The sequence below is a fragment of the Streptomyces sp. NPDC025793 genome (assembly GCF_055558375.1).
In genome coordinates this window covers 1-15,090 of sequence record NZ_JBVHMR010000035.1, presented here as the reverse complement: position 1 = coordinate 15,090, position 15,090 = coordinate 1, and the positions used below count along the sequence as shown (strand labels likewise).

The window sequence follows — 15,090 nt, the reverse complement described above, 5'->3', positions numbered from 1 at the left end:
CGGTGATGTTCGGCCAGGTGACGTGACAGGTGCTTCCCTGCGGTCGCACCGGCCAGATGGTCGTTCAGGTAGATCTTGAGGGCTTCCTGGTGCATGGAATCTCCCTGTTGGGTCGTTACGCCGATTCGGCCGCGGCGCGTACCTCACTGCTCTCGCTTGGGCGGGGAACGGACAGTAGGGGCCTCCAGCCGTGGTCATGTGCTGCTGTGTGCTTGGTCAGGCCACTGGTTGAGTCGGCGGGCGGCCCGGTCGTTGAGGGCGCTTCCCCAGTGGCGCAGCCGTCGTGCCGCCGGATGCGCCGCTCGGTCCGGGCTCGGTTCGACGTCCCGGCCCTTGCGCAGGGGGCCTGGCCCTGGTCTGGTGGTCTGGGCAGTGCTCGGGCGGCCAAGGCGCTGAGCCGGGTGGTCAGCGCGGGGGCCACGCCATGGGTGAGGCTGGCCGCCTTCGCCATAGGGGTCACCACGAGGCGGGTCCGACGCCGCTCCACGGCCGTCACGATTCGGTCGGCGGCGCGCCGCGCATCCATCGACACCAGAGGGCTGCCCGCGAGCGCCGAGAACCAGGCGAACTCGGCGGTCTCGTTCCCGCCAAACTCGGCGGCCAGGTGCGAACCGGTCCGCATCAGGCCCGGGTGAATGGCCGTCACGCTCACACCGTGACCGTGTAGTTCGGCGTGCAGGCCCTCGGCGAGGGCGGCCACAGCGGACTTGGCGCAGGAGTACGGCAGCAGGTGTGGCACGGCGAGCAGTCCGCCGACCGAGCCGATCAGCGCCAGTCGCCCGCCACTCTGGCTGCGCCGCAGCCAGGGCAGGGCTTCGAGCGAGGCATGGACAGCACCCAGGTAGATGGTATCCATGGCGGACCGGAACACGTCCGCGTCGATCGTCTCCAGCGGCGCGACCTGGATGATGCCCGCGTTCGCGATCACGACGTCGATCCCGCCGTGTACGTCGGCCGCCTCCGCCATCAGCGACGCGACCCTCGCCCGGTCGGTCACATCGCAGGCCACGGCGCGTACGCGCGCCCCCGGCAGCCCTTCGGTCAGAATGCCCCGCGCGCGGCTGAGCTCCTCCGCGTCGCGGGCGGCGATCGTGACCGCGCAGCCGCGAATCAGCAACTGCTCGGCCAGCAGCAGCCCCAGTCCCCGCGATCCACCAGTGACCACCGCCGAGAGCCCTGTCATGGAGCCTTTGCGTGACCTGGACAGCAGCGACGTCATCGAGATCACCTTCCGTGGCCGGCGAAAAAGCCGTCGTAACGCGGGTACCGCAGCAGGCCCAGGTTGACACAGTCGGGCCAGACCGCGAGCCAGCTGCGACCGGGAGAGCCCCCGCATATCCCCGTCGGACCCGGTTGCGGTGCTACCGGGTGGTCGGCCGGTGATGCGAGCGCTGCTGTCGCGCGCAGCCACCACCCCGCGTCGCCCTGCCACCGCTGCGGGCATCACCTGGCGCCTCCGCCTGGGAGTGGCCGGATATTTCACGGAGCGGTCCGAAAGTGGTGTGTGCCGGTTTGAACCGCGAGATAGCGTCAACGGGGACTGTATGGCCCAGTCGACACGAGAGACAGAACGCAAGTACGCGACGCCCGCGGCCGACGACAGCGCGTGGCTCTCCCACCTGGGCGGTGTGGAACCGGTCACCTCGCTTTCGGAGGGCGGAGTGCAGGAACTGGACGCCCTCTATTACGACACCGCTGACCTGCGATTGACTCGCGCCAGGGCATCCCTGCGGCGCAGGACAGGCGGCAAGGATGCCGGTTGGCATCTGAAGCTGCCCCTGCTGGGCGACAGCCGGGAGGAGGTCCAGGCCCCGCTGTCGTCGGAGACCGTACCCCCTGATGAGCTGGGACAGCTTGTCCTCTCCCGCACTCGCGGGGCACCGCTGCGGCCGGTGATGCGGATCCGTTCCACCCGCCGTCTGCACAATCTCCTCGACTCCGAGAACGCCGTCCTGGCCGAGCTGAGCGTGGACACGGTGCGGGCGGAATCCCTGCTCGAGGACGCTGGACACGCGATGTGGACGGAGATGGAGGTCGAACTCGCCGACGGCGTTGATCCCGCGCTCCTGGACGCTATCGAGGAGGTGCTGCACAAGCACGGCGTCGACCGCGCGCAGAGCCCGTCCAAGGTCGTGCGAGCCCTGGCAGAGACGACCTCCTTCCTGGAGGACGCGGTGGATGCACGTGTCGAGGTCCTTCCGGGATCGGCCGGTGGTCATGTGCTCGCCTATGTGGACGGGCTGGTCGAAGCCCTCACCGACCTCGACCCCGCCGTGCGCCGGCAGATGCCCGACGCCGTGCACCGGATGCGCACCAGGGCCCGCCGTCTGCGCGGCTGCCTGCGCTCCTACCGTTCCGTCCTCGACCGTGAGGTCACCGATCCCATCCGCCGGGATCTGAAGTGGCTCGCCGGTGAGCTCGGCGCGGAGCGTGACCACGAAGTGCTGGCACAGCGGCTCACCTCCGGCGTGCGGGAGCTGCCCGGGGAACTGGTCCTCGGCCCGGTCACCGGTCGGCTGCAAGCCTGGGACGTGGCGCAGCGGTCCGAATGCCGCCGACGCACCCTCGAAGCACTCACCTCGCCCCGCTACTTGGGCCTGCTGACCAATCTGAAGCTCCTGACCGAAGTACCACCGCTGCGGGAAAAGGCTGCCAGCAAGCCCGAAAAGGTCCTGGTGAAGGCGCTTGCGAAGGACTACAGGAGACTCACCCGACGCATGGACCGTGCGCTTGGCACGTCCGCCGGGTCAGAGCGTGACACCGCAATCCATTCCGCCCGCAAGGCCGCCAAGAGGCTCCGCTACGCCACGGAGGCGGCCCGCCAGGGCCTCGGTAAGCCCGCGCGGCGCCTCGGCAAACGTGTCAAGGCGGTACAGCGGGTGAGCGGCGACCAGCACGACAGTGTCGTGACACGTGACGCCCTGCGCCGCTCGGCGGTCGCCGCGCAGGCGTCGGGCGAGCCCGGCTTCACCTGGGGCCTACTGTACGGTCAGGAGAGGGTCGCCGCCGATATCCGCGAGCGGGAGCTTCCCGAGGCGTGGGCTCGTGTCCGCGCGGCAGCACGCCGGTACGGCGGATAGAGCCCAGAACTCTGGCCCTCGTCCGACCCGCCGCGGAGGAGAGCTGACGGAGTCGGTGCTCCGAATTCCGGATGTGGTCCGTGGGCATGGCGGACGGGACGCGAGGTACACGGGGGCTGTACAGGCCAGGCGGATCACGGCGTCCAGGGAGGCTCTCATGCTCATGGCGCATCCGGCAGTTTTGACGAACCTGATCGAGCAGTACGAAACACTCCAGGTCCTGCATGCCGGGAACGGCAGCAGCGGGGAGCGCCAGCGCATGGACGACGTTGCCTACGCCCTGTGCGTGGCAACGGGCACCCGCGATATCGACACCGCCCTGATCGCCGCTCGGTACCGGCTACCCGGGGCTCGCCCGGAGGACGACTCGCTCGTTACCACCTGAGGTGGTGTTTCGCCTCTGTGAGTGCGCCTGCCGATCGGCGATCCCTGTCGCGAGGAGCTGAGCGGGCTCGCCCCGCCGGACCCGGTGCGAGAGCGATTGCGCACGCGTCGACGAATCGCACCGGTAGGGCATGAACGGTTCCGTCCCATGGCGGTAATGACCGGTGCTTCGAGTGGCATCGGGTTCGAGCTTGCGCGGCAGCTGGCCGAGCGCGGCTATGGCTTCGTCATCAATGCCGAGGACGCCACCCGCCACCCGCCACCCGCCTTCAGGACGCGGCGCAGGTGATTCGCGCATCGGGCAGGGGGTGGAGGCGGTGCGGGCCTGCGGCAGTACGGGGAATCTCGGCACTCTCGCCGGAGCGGTCGCCTACGGCGCCGTCTCCAACTGCTGCGGCTGGCCGAGGCGGGCACGAGGTTCTTCGCGGCCGCCAATGTGATCGCAGGCGTCGTGGCGGAACTGGGGCCGCGTTCATCGGTGCCGCACTCGCCCAGTCGATGTGGGCATGAGCGTCGGCACTGACACAAACCGAAACCGCGGAGGCCACTACGCACGAGGCCCTTCGGTTTCGTCTTCTCCCCCGCCTGCCGCGCGGACGACGGCATACCCACCGAGCGACACCACGGTCCAGGCTGCCGTCGCGGCCGCCAGGGCGAGCCACGCCGAGTGGCGGCGCAGGAGGGTGACGGTGGTCAGGGCGAACGCCAGGAGCCCGACGGTTCCCAAGGTGGCGCCGCGGGCGTCGTCGCGGGCACTGCGCAGGCCCTCCTCACGACCGCGTGCCGAGCCTTGTGGTCCTAGGCGTCGAACTTGGGCGGCTGGCCGCCCCGCGAGCCGAGCTTCTTGCGGTTACGGGCCTGGTCGGCCTTGTCCGGGATGGTGCAGCGGATGCCGCGACGTCGCAGGTAGGCAAGGTTCTTGCGAGACGCATACGCCTAATGGGCACGGTGGATTGGCAGTTGTTTCGACGCGCTCGCACGCCACAGTGATGCCCGCGCCGACGCGGAGCGACAACGGCGGCCGCCACCCGATCGCGGCAGCAGCTGCTTCCCCTCGGCCACGACCAGGCGGTGCGGTCCGCTCACGCGCCCGCGGCTTCGACGGCGCCGGTACGGCGGCCCGCCTGATTCGGCCGGCACACCCGGCAGCCGGACCCCGGGCGGCCACCCCTCCTCCCGACAAAGTGGATCTTGACATATCAAGACCCCGACCCTGTTAACAACGCTCGTGATCAATACACCTAGGGTCCGCGTGTCAGGCCTGATTTTCCGGACCTCAGCCGCCGCTGGGGAGCCGCGTGACGGGCCCCGCCGCGAGCAAGCAACTAACGTCCACCGAGAACTGGACCACCAGGGTGTGTCAGCTGGAAGGTTCGGGCTGTCGGCGGAAGCTGTCGGGGAGGTTCCCCTGCCGGAGGTGGAGTGGGATGCGGTTAGGCCATCTCGAGGTCACCGCGGCTCGGGCGAAGGCTTCGAGACCGCTGCTGGGCGACAGATGCACGTGGTCGGCGGCAGACCGGACCTGGGCGGCGTAGTAGCGGTCGACGTCGTGGCTCGTCGGCGCAGCTCGGGCAGGCCACCCACGCGCGACGGACGGGATCCGCCTGTGGATCAAGCGGCAGCACGGTCATCGCCGTCGCTGCCCGCGCGCCGCGGCAGCACCCCCGCCGTGACGAGGTCGTCGTACAGGCGCTGCTGCTCTGCGTCCAGACCGGAGTACAGCACGTCGTACGCCTGCTCCTCACCGCGCAGCGCCTCGATGGGGTCCCAGTCCGGGCCGAGGGCAGCGAGGACCTGGGCGCGCCGCTCGATCTCGTGCGCGGTGAAGTCGAGGTCGAAGCCGACGAGCGCGGGCGGCGTGGTGCCGTCGGCTGTGTGAGCGGTCTCGTTCCGGTGCGGCGTCTCGGGGGTCGGGTCGTGGGGGGTCATTTGCGGGAAACTAAATAAATACCCTCTTTCCGGTCAAGGGCAGAGTGCGCGGAGTCACAGGAGCCCTGTGTCACAGGCCGTCCCTTGGCGGGGGTTCGAGCCGCTGCCGAAGAGGTCGGTGGTCAAGCGGACCCCGGGCTGGTTGACGCAGCACCGGCGCTCACACGGCCATGGCCTCTTGCAGCCAACGCGAGACGCGGTAGGGCAGCCACCAGGCGAGGTCGTCGGTCTGCAGGACGAGGTGTTCGGCAGTGAGCTCCTCGAGGATGTCGTGGGGGATGTCTGCGGGATGGGCGCCCCGGTCGAGCCGCGCGATCACCTCGGGATAGCGGGGGTCGTCCGCCGTGAACCGACGCAGGTCGCCCCAGCGCCGGTCGCGGATCTGCAGGAAACCCGGCCCCTGGCGCCAGAGCAGTTTGCACAGGTAGTGGCGTGTGCGCCAGGCGTGCAGGGCGGTCTCGGCGTCGGCGAGGCCGGCGACCGTCCGGGGCGGGTGCAGATGGGACAGCACCTTCCACAGATGGTCGGCCCGGTCCGGCGGGAGGCGCAGGTCCCAGTCGACCTGGACGGCTCGGGCCGTGAGGTCGCGGATCAGGCAGAGCCGGTCGATCGCCGATCGGGCGGCCGACGGCCCCGGCGCGGCGAGGTCGACCGGAGCGTCGATCTCGGCCCGCCGTACACCCAGGTCCCACAGCCGTGGGGCGTCGCGCGCATCGGAGGTGAGCGGTATGTGTCCCAGGGACATGCCGGGCAGTGTCCGGGTGTCTTCGTCATGGTCGCGCCAGCCCTGGACGGTCGCGCGAGACGTGCTGAATGGCATGGTCGGTTCCTTGTCAGTGGCCGAAGCGGGTCCGTGGACCGAGGTCAGGGCAGCGCGGGCGCCGGTACGGCCCGGTCCTGTGCGGCGTGTTCCTCCGCGGGGTCGGGCGAGGGGCGTGCGTGCGCGTGACGCATGTAGTCCAGGCGCAGCAGCTCCTGGTTGACCGCGGCCGGCGCGATGTGGACGTACTGACCGGCGTCGGTGAAGGTCACGCCGAGCGTCGTCCATTCGTCCAGCAGGTCCTGCACGTCCCGCAGGGTGTGCTGGGCCGACGCCGGGTCCGCGGTCGCCTTGCGGTGCAGGACCGTGGGGGTGTGCGGTTGGTCCAGCAGACGGAACACGGCGACGGCGAAGGGGTCGGTCAGGCACAGGGTGTGCCAGGCGAACGAGCGACGCCGGCTGACCAGCATGATGCGGTCTCCGAGGTCGGTGTGGGTGAGCCTGGCGTCGGTGTGGTGCTTCTTCCATGCGGCGATGCCCTCGTTCAGCTGGGTCACCGTGGGCTCGCCGATGCCGCGTTCGGGTGCTTGGAAGACGTAGGCCAGGTCGTGGAGTTCCTCTTCCGGCAGGTTGTAGGTGAACAGGTAGTGCTCTTCGGGGCGTAGTCCGCTGAAGCCCAGTTCCCGCCGGTCGAAGTACGGGCTGAAGCGTTCGATGGCGATCCGGGCGGACAGGTCGACCGGCGGGTTGAGGTGCTCCAGCGCGGGCAGTTGGCGGATCACCGGTGCGTAGTCGTCGGCGGTCTCGCCGGGGAAGCCGTGCAGGTAGTTCCAGGAGACGGACAGTCCTGTCTCGGCCGCGTCCCGGAGCATCCGCACGTTCTGGCACCCGCTGACGCCCTTGTCCATGAGGTCGAGTACCCGGCTGTTGAGGCTCTCGATGCCGGGCTGGACGTAGATCAGACCGGCGTCGGCGAGGGTCTGCAGCTGTGGGCGGCGCATGTTCGCCTTGATCTCGATGTGCATGCGCAGGTCGTATCCGCTGTCGATGATCCGCGGCAGCACGGTGGACAGGTAGCGCATGTCGAGGATGTTGTCGACCACGTACATGTCCAGGACGCGGTGACGCTCCGCCAGGTCCATGATTTCCTGGTAGAAGATGTCGGGGCTTTTGCTGCGGAATTCCATGAACGAGCCGTTCAGCCCGCAGAACGTGCAGTGGTGCTTCTCCCCCCACCAGCACCCGCGGGCGCCCTCGACGACCAGTTTCGGCTCGACCCAGTTGCGCGCCACGGAACCCGCGAGGCGTTCGAAGTACCCGCTGTAGTCGGGAGGGAGGATCGCCGCCGGCGGCAAGGGGCCCGTCGGCATCGGGTTCGCGACCGAGTCGGTCCCGTGGGTGCGGTGGCACAGTCCCGCTATGTCGGTGAGGGCAGCGGTCGGCGCCCCGTCCCGCAGCGCTTCGAGCAGACGCGGAAAGGCGTCCTCGCCCTCACCGCGGATCACGAAGTCGACGAAGGGAAAGTTGCGGTGGACGGCTGCGCCCTGCTCGGCATCGCAGTTCGCGCCGCCCATGACCGTCACGATGTGCGGGGCGAGCCGTTTGATGTGGCGGGCGGCGGCCAGAGCGGCGGTGTTCTGTTGGAAGGTGGACGTCAGTCCCACGACGTCAGGGGCCAGGTCCACGACCCGCCTCGCGACTTCTTCCACGAACTGCGGGACGGCCGCGTGCAGTTCACGGGTCACCCGCATCCGCTTGGCACGCAGCCTGCCGGACATCGCCCGGGTGAACTCGGCCTCCTTCCAGCCCGGATCGTCGTACAGCGCGCTGGAGAACACCCAGTCGCCGCAGCCGAGGAAATAGGACGAGAGCGCGTAGTACTCGTAGTCCTCGGCGGAGAACTCGGTGTGCCGGGTGATCCAGTCGGTGAAGTCCAGGTTGGCGTGCAGTACGTCGCACGTCGCCCCCGCGACGCGCTCGTCGACGCTGCGTTTGAGGATGCCCAGGGCGAGGGAGGGCAGGTCGATCGGCGACCAGGGCATGTTGAGCAGGAGAACGCGCACGGTCGGCTCCTTGTGGCGCGGCGGGGCAGGGGCGTGGCAGGACGGTGGACGGGGCCCGGCCGGCCCGCCCGATCGGCGGGCCGGCCGGGCCGTCGGTCACTCCTCGTCGCCGCCCTCGTCGGCGTTGCGGAACGGCACGGTGATGGTGATGCCGATACCCGGCTTGCGGTTCTCCTCGTCGCCCGCGAGCGGGTCGTTGTGGATGATGTCCTTCTGCACGGTGCTCCTCCTTCTGCGAGTGGGATGGTGCTGTGCCGCCCGGTCCCGCTGTTGCCTCAGCGGGACCGGGGTCCTCCCGTCGACGCGGGAGGACGTGTGAGGGTGCCGGGTGCCGCGGTGGGCAGCCGGTCGTGCAGGAAGCGCAGGGACCGACGCAGGACGGCGACGTGCGCCGCGCCGTCGTAACCGTCGTGTCCCGTCTCGAGCCACATGGCCTCGTGCGGTACGTCCGCCGCGGCCAGCGCGGCGAGGTAGCTGCGGATCTGTCCGGGCGGGCACTTGACGTCGCGGGTCGCTCCGACGATGAGGAGCGGTGCCGTGACCTTGGCCGCGTAGGTGAGGGGAGAACTGCTGGCGTAACGTTCCGGCAGCTCGTCCGGGGTACCGCCGAACAGCCGGACGTCCACGGCGCGCAACGCCGGCGTGCTGGTGCGGTGGGCGGCTGCCCAGTCGGCGACCGGCTTGACGGCGATACCGGCCTGCCACAGCCGGGGGCGGGTGCCCAGGGCCAGCAGGACCAGGTAGGCGCCCCAGGACACACCCCAAAGGGCGCTCGCGGAACGGGCGACGAGGCCCTGGGCGACGAGGTCGGCGCGGACCGCCGCCAGGTCCTCGACCTGAGTGTGGCCGACTCCGGCGGGAAACTCCCGCTGCCAGCGCGGCCCGTAACCGGTGGAGCCCCGGTAGTTGACGCGGGCGACGGCGTAACCGGAGGCCACCAGGGAGTGCACCGTGGCGTCGTAGGCGTCACGGTCGTGATCGGCAGGTCCGCCGTGGATCAGGAAGACGGCCGGTGGCGGCTGGGACCCCGGCCGCTCCGGCAGGCTCAGCAGGGTGTGCACCCGTCCCGAGGACGAGGGCGTCCACAGGTCGGTGTGCCGTCCGGGCACCACGGCCGTGGAACCGCACGGAGGCAGCTCCATGCCGTCCGTTGCGCGCAGAACAGGGGCATGGACGGTGTCGGTCCACAGGTAGTCGACGGCTCCCGCGGCCCGGGGCGCGGCATCCAGCACGCTCCCGGCGGGGGTGGGCACGAGAGCCCGCTTCCGCGAGTCCAGGTCCACGTGATGCAGCAGGGAGCGGCCATGCCGGTCCTGACGCACCAGCAACGCGCGCGTGTCCGGGTACCAGCGGGCGCTGATCTCCGTGTCGAAGGGGCACCAGTGATGGGTGCACAGGCCCTCCTCCGGCGTCCACGTCTGGAGGACATAGCCGTCCATGAGGTCGCGCACCAGGAGCAACTCGTGCCGCCCGGGCCGGGGCGAGAATCCCTGACACCACAGCCTGGTACCGGCCGGCGTCAGGCCCGCCAGGCCCTCGGCCGCGCTCCCGTCGCCGCCGGATACGCCGGGTCCGGGCAGGGCGAGAACCGTTCGGCCCTCACGTGACACGACCCGCACGGCGGCAGGGTCGTCGGCGGCGGCCGCCACGGCGATCAGAGCGCCGTCCGGCGTGATGCCACCCAGCCGGAGCGATCCCGGTGCGCACCACACCTGTCGCTGCGCCTGACCGCGCCGGCCCACCACGACCGTGGTCCCCTCGGCGTGGGCGATGGCTGCGGCGACCGTGCCGTCCGCGGTCACCGCCAGCCCGTGCGGCCGCCCGGCCGGCGCTCCGGGCAGACCCGGCAACCGGGGACCGCCGTCGAAGTGCTGAAACCACCAGTGGCCGCTGTCGGTCGCGTCCTCCTCGAACCACCACACGTACCCCTCGGCGTCGATCGCCCGGTGGGCCGTGCCGTCGGCACTGTCGGTCACCTGCCGGACCCGCCGGGCCGCGGCGTCCCATGTGAAGACCTCACAGCGGCCGCCGGAGTCCGCCGTGAACACCATGCGGCGCGGGTCGGCCGGGCACACGTCGGGCAGTGTCGTCACGAACACGCGATAGGGGTTGGTCATCGTGCCCCGCCCGGACGGCCACCGGTGGGGCCCGCGTCCAGGTCCTCGCGGGCGGGTGTGAGAGGCCTCAGCACCGTGTTCGCCGTGCGCTGCGTCCGGACGGCCAGCAGAGCCAGGACGACGGTGCAGGCCGCCGCAGGAGCGCCCGGACCGCCCCAGGTCATCAACAGGGCCGCTCCTGCCGGCGCGCCGGCGGCGGTCAAGGCGCTCGCCGACCCCAGTACGGCACCGGACCGGGACTGCAGCTCCACGGGTACCGCGCGCACCGCGGCCGCGCCCAGGACGGCGGTGACCACCGGCAGCACCAGGCACAGTCCGCAGAAGCACAGAGTCCACAACCACGGTTCACGGGCCACGGACAGCGCGGCACACGGCGGAAGGAGCAGCCAGGTCGCCATGGTCAGCGACCGGTGGGCACCGAGTCGGCGCACCGCACGCGCCGCCACCAGCGAACCGGCCAGGCCCGCCGCGCCGGAGGCCGCGAGCACCCCTCCGGTGACGACGCTGCCCGCCTCGGTGCCCAGAACGAACAGAGCGTTGTAGAACAACAGGGTCACGGCTCCGCTCGCCGCGCAGGACCACAGCAGGACCAACCGCAGCACGGGGGAGCCGACCACCGCGGCGACGCCGGCCCACAGCGCGCCGGAACGGACCGTACTGACGGGCGGGCCCGAGGAGACACGGGGCGGGTCCGGGACCGTTGCCGACGTCGCCGGCGGAGCGTCCGCGGGACTCCCCGGGACGTCCGCTCCCCGGGAAGGGTCGGCAGGTGTGCCGTCGAGGGGGGTCCGTATGGCCCTCACTCCGAATGCCGCCGCCGCGTAGGAGCCGGCGTCCGCGACGAACGGCAGGAGATGACTCACGCCGAACAGGACCCCGCCGAGCGCCGGCCCCAGCACCAGTGCGGCCTGATCGCCCGCCTGGACTCCGGCCACGGCCCGGGGCAGATCCGCGGCACCGGCCAGCCGGGACAGGGCACCACGTGCTGCGGCCTCGTACGCCGTCGCGCACAGACGCTCGGTGAGCGCGAGGCTCAGCAGGACCCACAGGGGAGGGCGCCCGAGGCAGCAGGCGGCGGCCATCCCGGCCATCGCCAGGGACGCCGACACCGATGTGCCGGTCATGAGAGTACGACGGCGGCCTCGGTCGGCCGGCAGGGCCACGAGCGGGCTCAGGACCACCCCGGCGAGGGCGGCGGCGCTGGCGAACGCGCCTGCGGCACCCCGCCCGTGACCCAGATCGAGGAGCAGCAGGGGGAAGACGAGGCCGGAGGCCTGACTGCCGAGTCCGTCGACGAAGTTGATCCCCCAGAGAACGGTCAGATCACGTCCGCCCGCCGTACGGATCCCGGTGTCCGCCGGGGACGGCGCGGCACCAGGCGCGTTCGACGCCCCGCCGGAGCGCCGCAGTAATCGAGACCTGCCGATGTCCTCCACCCCTCCCCCGGCGTCCGGCGGACCCTTGCGAGGTCCCCGGCGTGGTACGCCGCCACGACTGATGAACCGGTGATTCCGGTCATCATGTGCAGAAAATGTGCGGGTCGTGCGAAAGTGAGCCGGAGCCTAGCCATCGCACGGCGGGCGGAACAAGGGCCCCAGCCCTTCCCGTCACCCGTGGTCCGAGCCCTGAATGGCCGACACAGGTCTGGCCCGGTGGGAGTCGGTGGCTCTATGCGACGCCTGCTGGCCGCGGCCGCCCGCGCGATGCCGTCGACGCCGTTCGCAGCCGCGTACGAGCCCGCCGAAGAAGGCCCTCCGCCTGCTGTCGCCAGCCGCTCGAAGCGGCGCGAGGCGTCAGCGCCACCGGCACGGTGCGGACGGCAGCGTGCCGTCGGACCCCGGCCTTCCGGGCGTTGCACCGCGAAACCGTGGCGCCTTCGGCACGCGGTGCGCACCGTCACATCCGCTCGGTCGTGTTCCGGCGAACGGTGAGGTGAGACCTGGCCACCGGCCACCGGGGCAGACGTGTCAATTGGCTGATAACGCTCCCCGTCCGACTGTCAAAGAGCAGTCAGGTCCGGTCAGCCGCGACGGATCCGATCCGTGGACTCCGGTCCGGTCCGTAGGCGGTTGCGTCCACGCGGTACCCGACGAGCCGACCTCCTCAGTGGCGCCTGCCTCACGGACGGTCAGTCCGCGACCCCGGCCAGGGCAACGGCCTTGTCGACTCGGAGCCGTACCAGCAGTTCCCCGGGAACACCGTTGCGGGCGCCGTACTCCTCAGCACGCTCTTCCCCCACGTACCGGGCGGCGATACACGTCGCCCAGCGGCGGATCTCCGGGAGATCGTCATCGAGTTCCGTTCTGCCCTGGAGGACGACGAAACTGAACGGCGGCCGTTCGTCGTCCACGCACAGCGCAACCCGCCCGTCGCGGGCGAGATTGCGGCCCTTGACGGTGTCACGACCCGTGTTGAAGACGATCTCGTCGCCGTCCAGGAGGAACCAGACCGGAGCGATATGAGGGGAACCATCAGCCCGTACAGTCGAGAGCTTCGCCGTACGGGTGCCCTCGGAGATGAACGACTTCCACTCGTCCTTCGTCATCCTCTGTGCCATGGAACCCCATCTTGTTCTCTCTTCTGCAACATCTGGGGCATTTAAGGTCGGACACGCTCTGGACCGATCCGAAACATGGGAGAGGGTGCCGCTCAACGCGGCTCCGTACCCCAGCCCGCCCAGGCCGAGCAGGGTCGTCAGGAGCACGCCGCCGGCCGTGCCCGGCCCACGCCCCCACGCGGATGCCGACGAAGGCGAGCGCGAGCAGCACGGTGCCCAGGGGGCGCCCTGCGTTCGACAGCGGCGGGCACGCGGCCGAGCAGCGGGCCGGAGACACCGAAGGCAGCCACCCAGGGAACAGCACGAGGCCCGAGTAGGTGGCGCCCTTGTGGAGTCCCGCTCGTAGGTACTACGCCAGCACGAAGAGCAGGCCGAAGTACGTGGCCCGGGTGACGGCCTGAGAGATCAGGGCGTAGACGACCGGCTTGTGTGTGAGGAGAGACAGAGTGATCAGCGGATGCCCGCCTCGTCGGCCCACGCGGCGCTCAACCCCGACGCACCACGGCAACGCGGGCAGGCTCGCGCTACCCGACAGCACGGCCGTGTACAGGCCCCAAAGCCCGGCTTCGGGCAACGCCCTGGAGTTGAGCTGGATGCCGGTCAGCACCTGCGAGGTGAGCAGCGCGGTACCGACGCCCTGGACGGCCCGGCCCACCGCCGGGAGGACGGGCGCCGGCACCAGGCCGCAGGCCAGCGACGCAAGAGTGAAGACCGTGAGACCGAGCTGGAACATCCGCCGACAGCCTCGCGCACCGCCCAGCCGCGCGCTGGTGATGAGCAGCATGGCGTAAGCAAGGGTGTAGCCGGAGACGATCAGCTCCAGTTCAGCAGTCGCTGCGATCCTCTTCCGTCAGTGGCGGCCGGAATCAATGACACAGAAGCGGTTGCCCTCGGGATCGGCGAGTACGACGAAGTCGGCGTCCTCCGGATATAGCTCCCACTCGACGCGCTGGGCCCCCAACGACACCAACCGCTCGACTTCGACGGCCTGGCCGACCGCATCCCCGGCATACAGGTCCAGATGGATCCGCGGATACTCCTGTACCGGCGTCTCGCTGAGACCGAGTGCCAGCTGCACCCCGGCCCCTTCCGCCGGCACCAGCACCACCCAGGAACCCGGATCAGAGTGCTGATCGCCCGGACGTTCAGGCTGGACTGCTCGTCCGCGGCGGCGTGGCGGTTGCTGCACCGGCACGGCTGGTCGAGTGTCCCGCCCGCCGGGCCCTGGAGCGCGACGAGCAGGCGGTGGGCCTGTGGAAGAAGGATGTGTGGCCGCAGGCGGAATGACTGCGGCGGCGCTGGGCGCGTACATCGTCTTCGAGGACGAGGCCGGGTTCTCGATGACGCCGCCACGTGCCCGCACCTGGGGCCGGCGTGGACACACGCCGGTGGTCCGGGTGCGGGGCCGTTCCTGGCACCGCTGATCGATCGCGGCCATGTGCTGCTACAAGCCCGGCGAGACCTCCCGGCTCATCTACCGGACGCGCCGCCACCGCAAGCACAGGGGCAAAGGACGCGACACCTTCGCCTGGAGCGACTACCGCGATCTGGTCGTCCGCGCCCACATCCAGCTCCAGGCCCCGATCGACGTCGTCTGGGACAAGTGCGCCGTGCGGCGCTTCGTTGTATCCCCGACTCACTCGGGAGGAATTTGGAGGAACGTTCCTGGGTCGCCGGACTCACCTGGAGACGAAAGTCGAAGGGGGCAGCAGCATGTCCGGGAAGCGGTGGCCGACTGGTGGCGTCCAGGGCGGTGTGCCGCAAGACCCGCGCGATATGGCCAAGGCTGGATTGCTTGAAGCCCCATCTTCAGAGGTGCAAAGACTCACCCGTCGGAACGACTCCTGATACCGACGCCGCGCTGTGCCCGGCCATGGTTGTCCCGGCCGGGCAGCCTCCACAGCGACGGACACCGCCCAGCGAGGGCGGCCAGGGAGATGAGTGGGCGGCCTACGTCGTGCTCGATACATACAACGAAGACGTACCACGGGATCACCTACCGGGCGCGAGCCCCACGGTGACGGAGTGCCCGTAGTAGTCGCAGGAGTTGCGACCTGCCAAGGAGGCCGGGAAAGCCGGACCGCAGGGCAAAGGGGCACAGGCTGGGTTGCGTCCCTGGAAGTGGTGTACCGGTTCCCACCTGATCCGGGTGTTTGTCCCGGCGTCGGAGTGAGGGTCCGGATATGAGAACGGCCACCGG

The 15,090-nt window shown here is 70.4% G+C and carries 12 protein-coding genes and 2 pseudogenes; 4 read left to right on the top strand and 10 right to left on the bottom strand.

Annotated features, from left to right (window positions below):
• Window positions 1-115: 115 nt before the first annotated feature.
• On the bottom strand, window positions 116-1,219 hold the full coding sequence (locus tag ACZ4MF_RS38330) for an SDR family NAD(P)-dependent oxidoreductase (protein WP_467497539.1): 1,104 nt from the start codon (window positions 1,217-1,219) through the stop codon (window positions 116-118).
• Window positions 1,220-1,544: 325 nt separating this feature from the next.
• Here ACZ4MF_RS38330 and ACZ4MF_RS38325 point away from each other — a divergent pair, with 325 nt between their 5' ends.
• The 3 genes from ACZ4MF_RS38325 (at window position 1,545) to ACZ4MF_RS38315 (ending at window position 3,753) form a co-directional block, all read left to right on the top strand.
• Complete coding sequence (locus ACZ4MF_RS38325; protein ID WP_467497537.1) at window positions 1,545-3,080, top strand: CYTH and CHAD domain-containing protein; 1,536 nt, start codon at window positions 1,545-1,547, stop codon at window positions 3,078-3,080.
• 157 nt (window positions 3,081-3,237) lie between these two features.
• On the top strand, window positions 3,238-3,465 hold the full coding sequence (locus ACZ4MF_RS38320) for a DUF5133 domain-containing protein (protein ID WP_467497536.1): 228 nt from the start codon (window positions 3,238-3,240) through the stop codon (window positions 3,463-3,465).
• A gap of 147 nt (window positions 3,466-3,612) precedes the next feature.
• Complete coding sequence (locus ACZ4MF_RS38315; RefSeq protein WP_467497535.1) at window positions 3,613-3,753, top strand: hypothetical protein; 141 nt, start codon at window positions 3,613-3,615, stop codon at window positions 3,751-3,753.
• 1,322 nt (window positions 3,754-5,075) lie between these two features.
• Here ACZ4MF_RS38315 and ACZ4MF_RS38310 read toward each other — a convergent pair.
• The 9 genes and pseudogenes from ACZ4MF_RS38310 to ACZ4MF_RS38270 all read right to left on the bottom strand — a co-directional run.
• Window positions 5,076-5,393 (bottom strand): DUF6400 family protein, encoded by a 318-nt coding sequence (locus ACZ4MF_RS38310; protein WP_467497533.1) that lies wholly within the window; start codon window positions 5,391-5,393, stop codon window positions 5,076-5,078.
• Window positions 5,394-5,553: 160 nt separating this feature from the next.
• Window positions 5,554-6,213, bottom strand: a complete 660-nt coding sequence (locus ACZ4MF_RS38305) for a DUF5825 family protein (RefSeq protein ID WP_467497531.1) — start codon at window positions 6,211-6,213, stop codon at window positions 5,554-5,556.
• A gap of 44 nt (window positions 6,214-6,257) precedes the next feature.
• Window positions 6,258-8,216: a RiPP maturation radical SAM C-methyltransferase gene (locus ACZ4MF_RS38300; protein ID WP_467497529.1), complete on the bottom strand. Its 1,959-nt coding sequence runs from the start codon at window positions 8,214-8,216 to the stop codon at window positions 6,258-6,260.
• A gap of 96 nt (window positions 8,217-8,312) precedes the next feature.
• On the bottom strand, window positions 8,313-8,435 hold the full coding sequence (locus ACZ4MF_RS38295) for a hypothetical protein (protein WP_256257095.1): 123 nt from the start codon (window positions 8,433-8,435) through the stop codon (window positions 8,313-8,315).
• 56 nt (window positions 8,436-8,491) lie between these two features.
• Window positions 8,492-10,309, bottom strand: coding sequence for a S9 family peptidase (locus ACZ4MF_RS38290; protein ID WP_467497526.1), 1,818 nt, complete (start codon window positions 10,307-10,309; stop codon window positions 8,492-8,494).
• A 20-nt stretch (window positions 10,310-10,329) separates the two neighbouring features.
• Complete coding sequence (locus tag ACZ4MF_RS38285; protein ID WP_467497524.1) at window positions 10,330-11,769, bottom strand: MFS transporter; 1,440 nt, start codon at window positions 11,767-11,769, stop codon at window positions 10,330-10,332.
• 692 nt (window positions 11,770-12,461) lie between these two features.
• Window positions 12,462-12,890 (bottom strand): PPOX class F420-dependent oxidoreductase, encoded by a 429-nt coding sequence (locus ACZ4MF_RS38280; RefSeq protein WP_467497522.1) that lies wholly within the window; start codon window positions 12,888-12,890, stop codon window positions 12,462-12,464.
• Between the two features lie 349 nt (window positions 12,891-13,239).
• On the bottom strand, window positions 13,240-13,674 hold the full coding sequence (locus ACZ4MF_RS38275) for a hypothetical protein (RefSeq protein WP_467497521.1): 435 nt from the start codon (window positions 13,672-13,674) through the stop codon (window positions 13,240-13,242).
• A gap of 66 nt (window positions 13,675-13,740) precedes the next feature.
• Window positions 13,741-14,001: pseudogene (locus ACZ4MF_RS38270) on the bottom strand (VOC family protein); the annotation flags it as partial.
• Here ACZ4MF_RS38270 and ACZ4MF_RS38265 point away from each other — a divergent pair.
• Window positions 13,939-14,509, top strand: a pseudogene (locus ACZ4MF_RS38265) (winged helix-turn-helix domain-containing protein); the annotation flags it as partial. The pseudogenes ACZ4MF_RS38270 and ACZ4MF_RS38265 sit on opposite strands and share 63 nt — an antisense overlap.
• Between the last annotated feature and the right edge of the window lie 581 nt (window positions 14,510-15,090).

Coding starts and splice junctions, on each gene's coding strand:
- ACZ4MF_RS38330 (WP_467497539.1), bottom strand. CDS start 1,219: ATGACGTCGCTGCTGTCCAGGTCACGCAAAGGCTCCATGACAGGGCTC.
- ACZ4MF_RS38325 (WP_467497537.1), top strand. CDS start 1,545: ATGGCCCAGTCGACACGAGAGACAGAACGCAAGTACGCGACGCCCGCG.
- ACZ4MF_RS38320 (WP_467497536.1), top strand. CDS start 3,238: ATGCTCATGGCGCATCCGGCAGTTTTGACGAACCTGATCGAGCAGTAC.
- ACZ4MF_RS38315 (WP_467497535.1), top strand. CDS start 3,613: ATGGCGGTAATGACCGGTGCTTCGAGTGGCATCGGGTTCGAGCTTGCG.
- ACZ4MF_RS38310 (WP_467497533.1), bottom strand. CDS start 5,393: ATGACCCCCCACGACCCGACCCCCGAGACGCCGCACCGGAACGAGACC.
- ACZ4MF_RS38305 (WP_467497531.1), bottom strand. CDS start 6,213: ATGCCATTCAGCACGTCTCGCGCGACCGTCCAGGGCTGGCGCGACCAT.
- ACZ4MF_RS38280 (WP_467497522.1), bottom strand. CDS start 12,890: ATGGCACAGAGGATGACGAAGGACGAGTGGAAGTCGTTCATCTCCGAG.
- ACZ4MF_RS38275 (WP_467497521.1), bottom strand. CDS start 13,674: ATGCTGCTCATCACCAGCGCGCGGCTGGGCGGTGCGCGAGGCTGTCGG.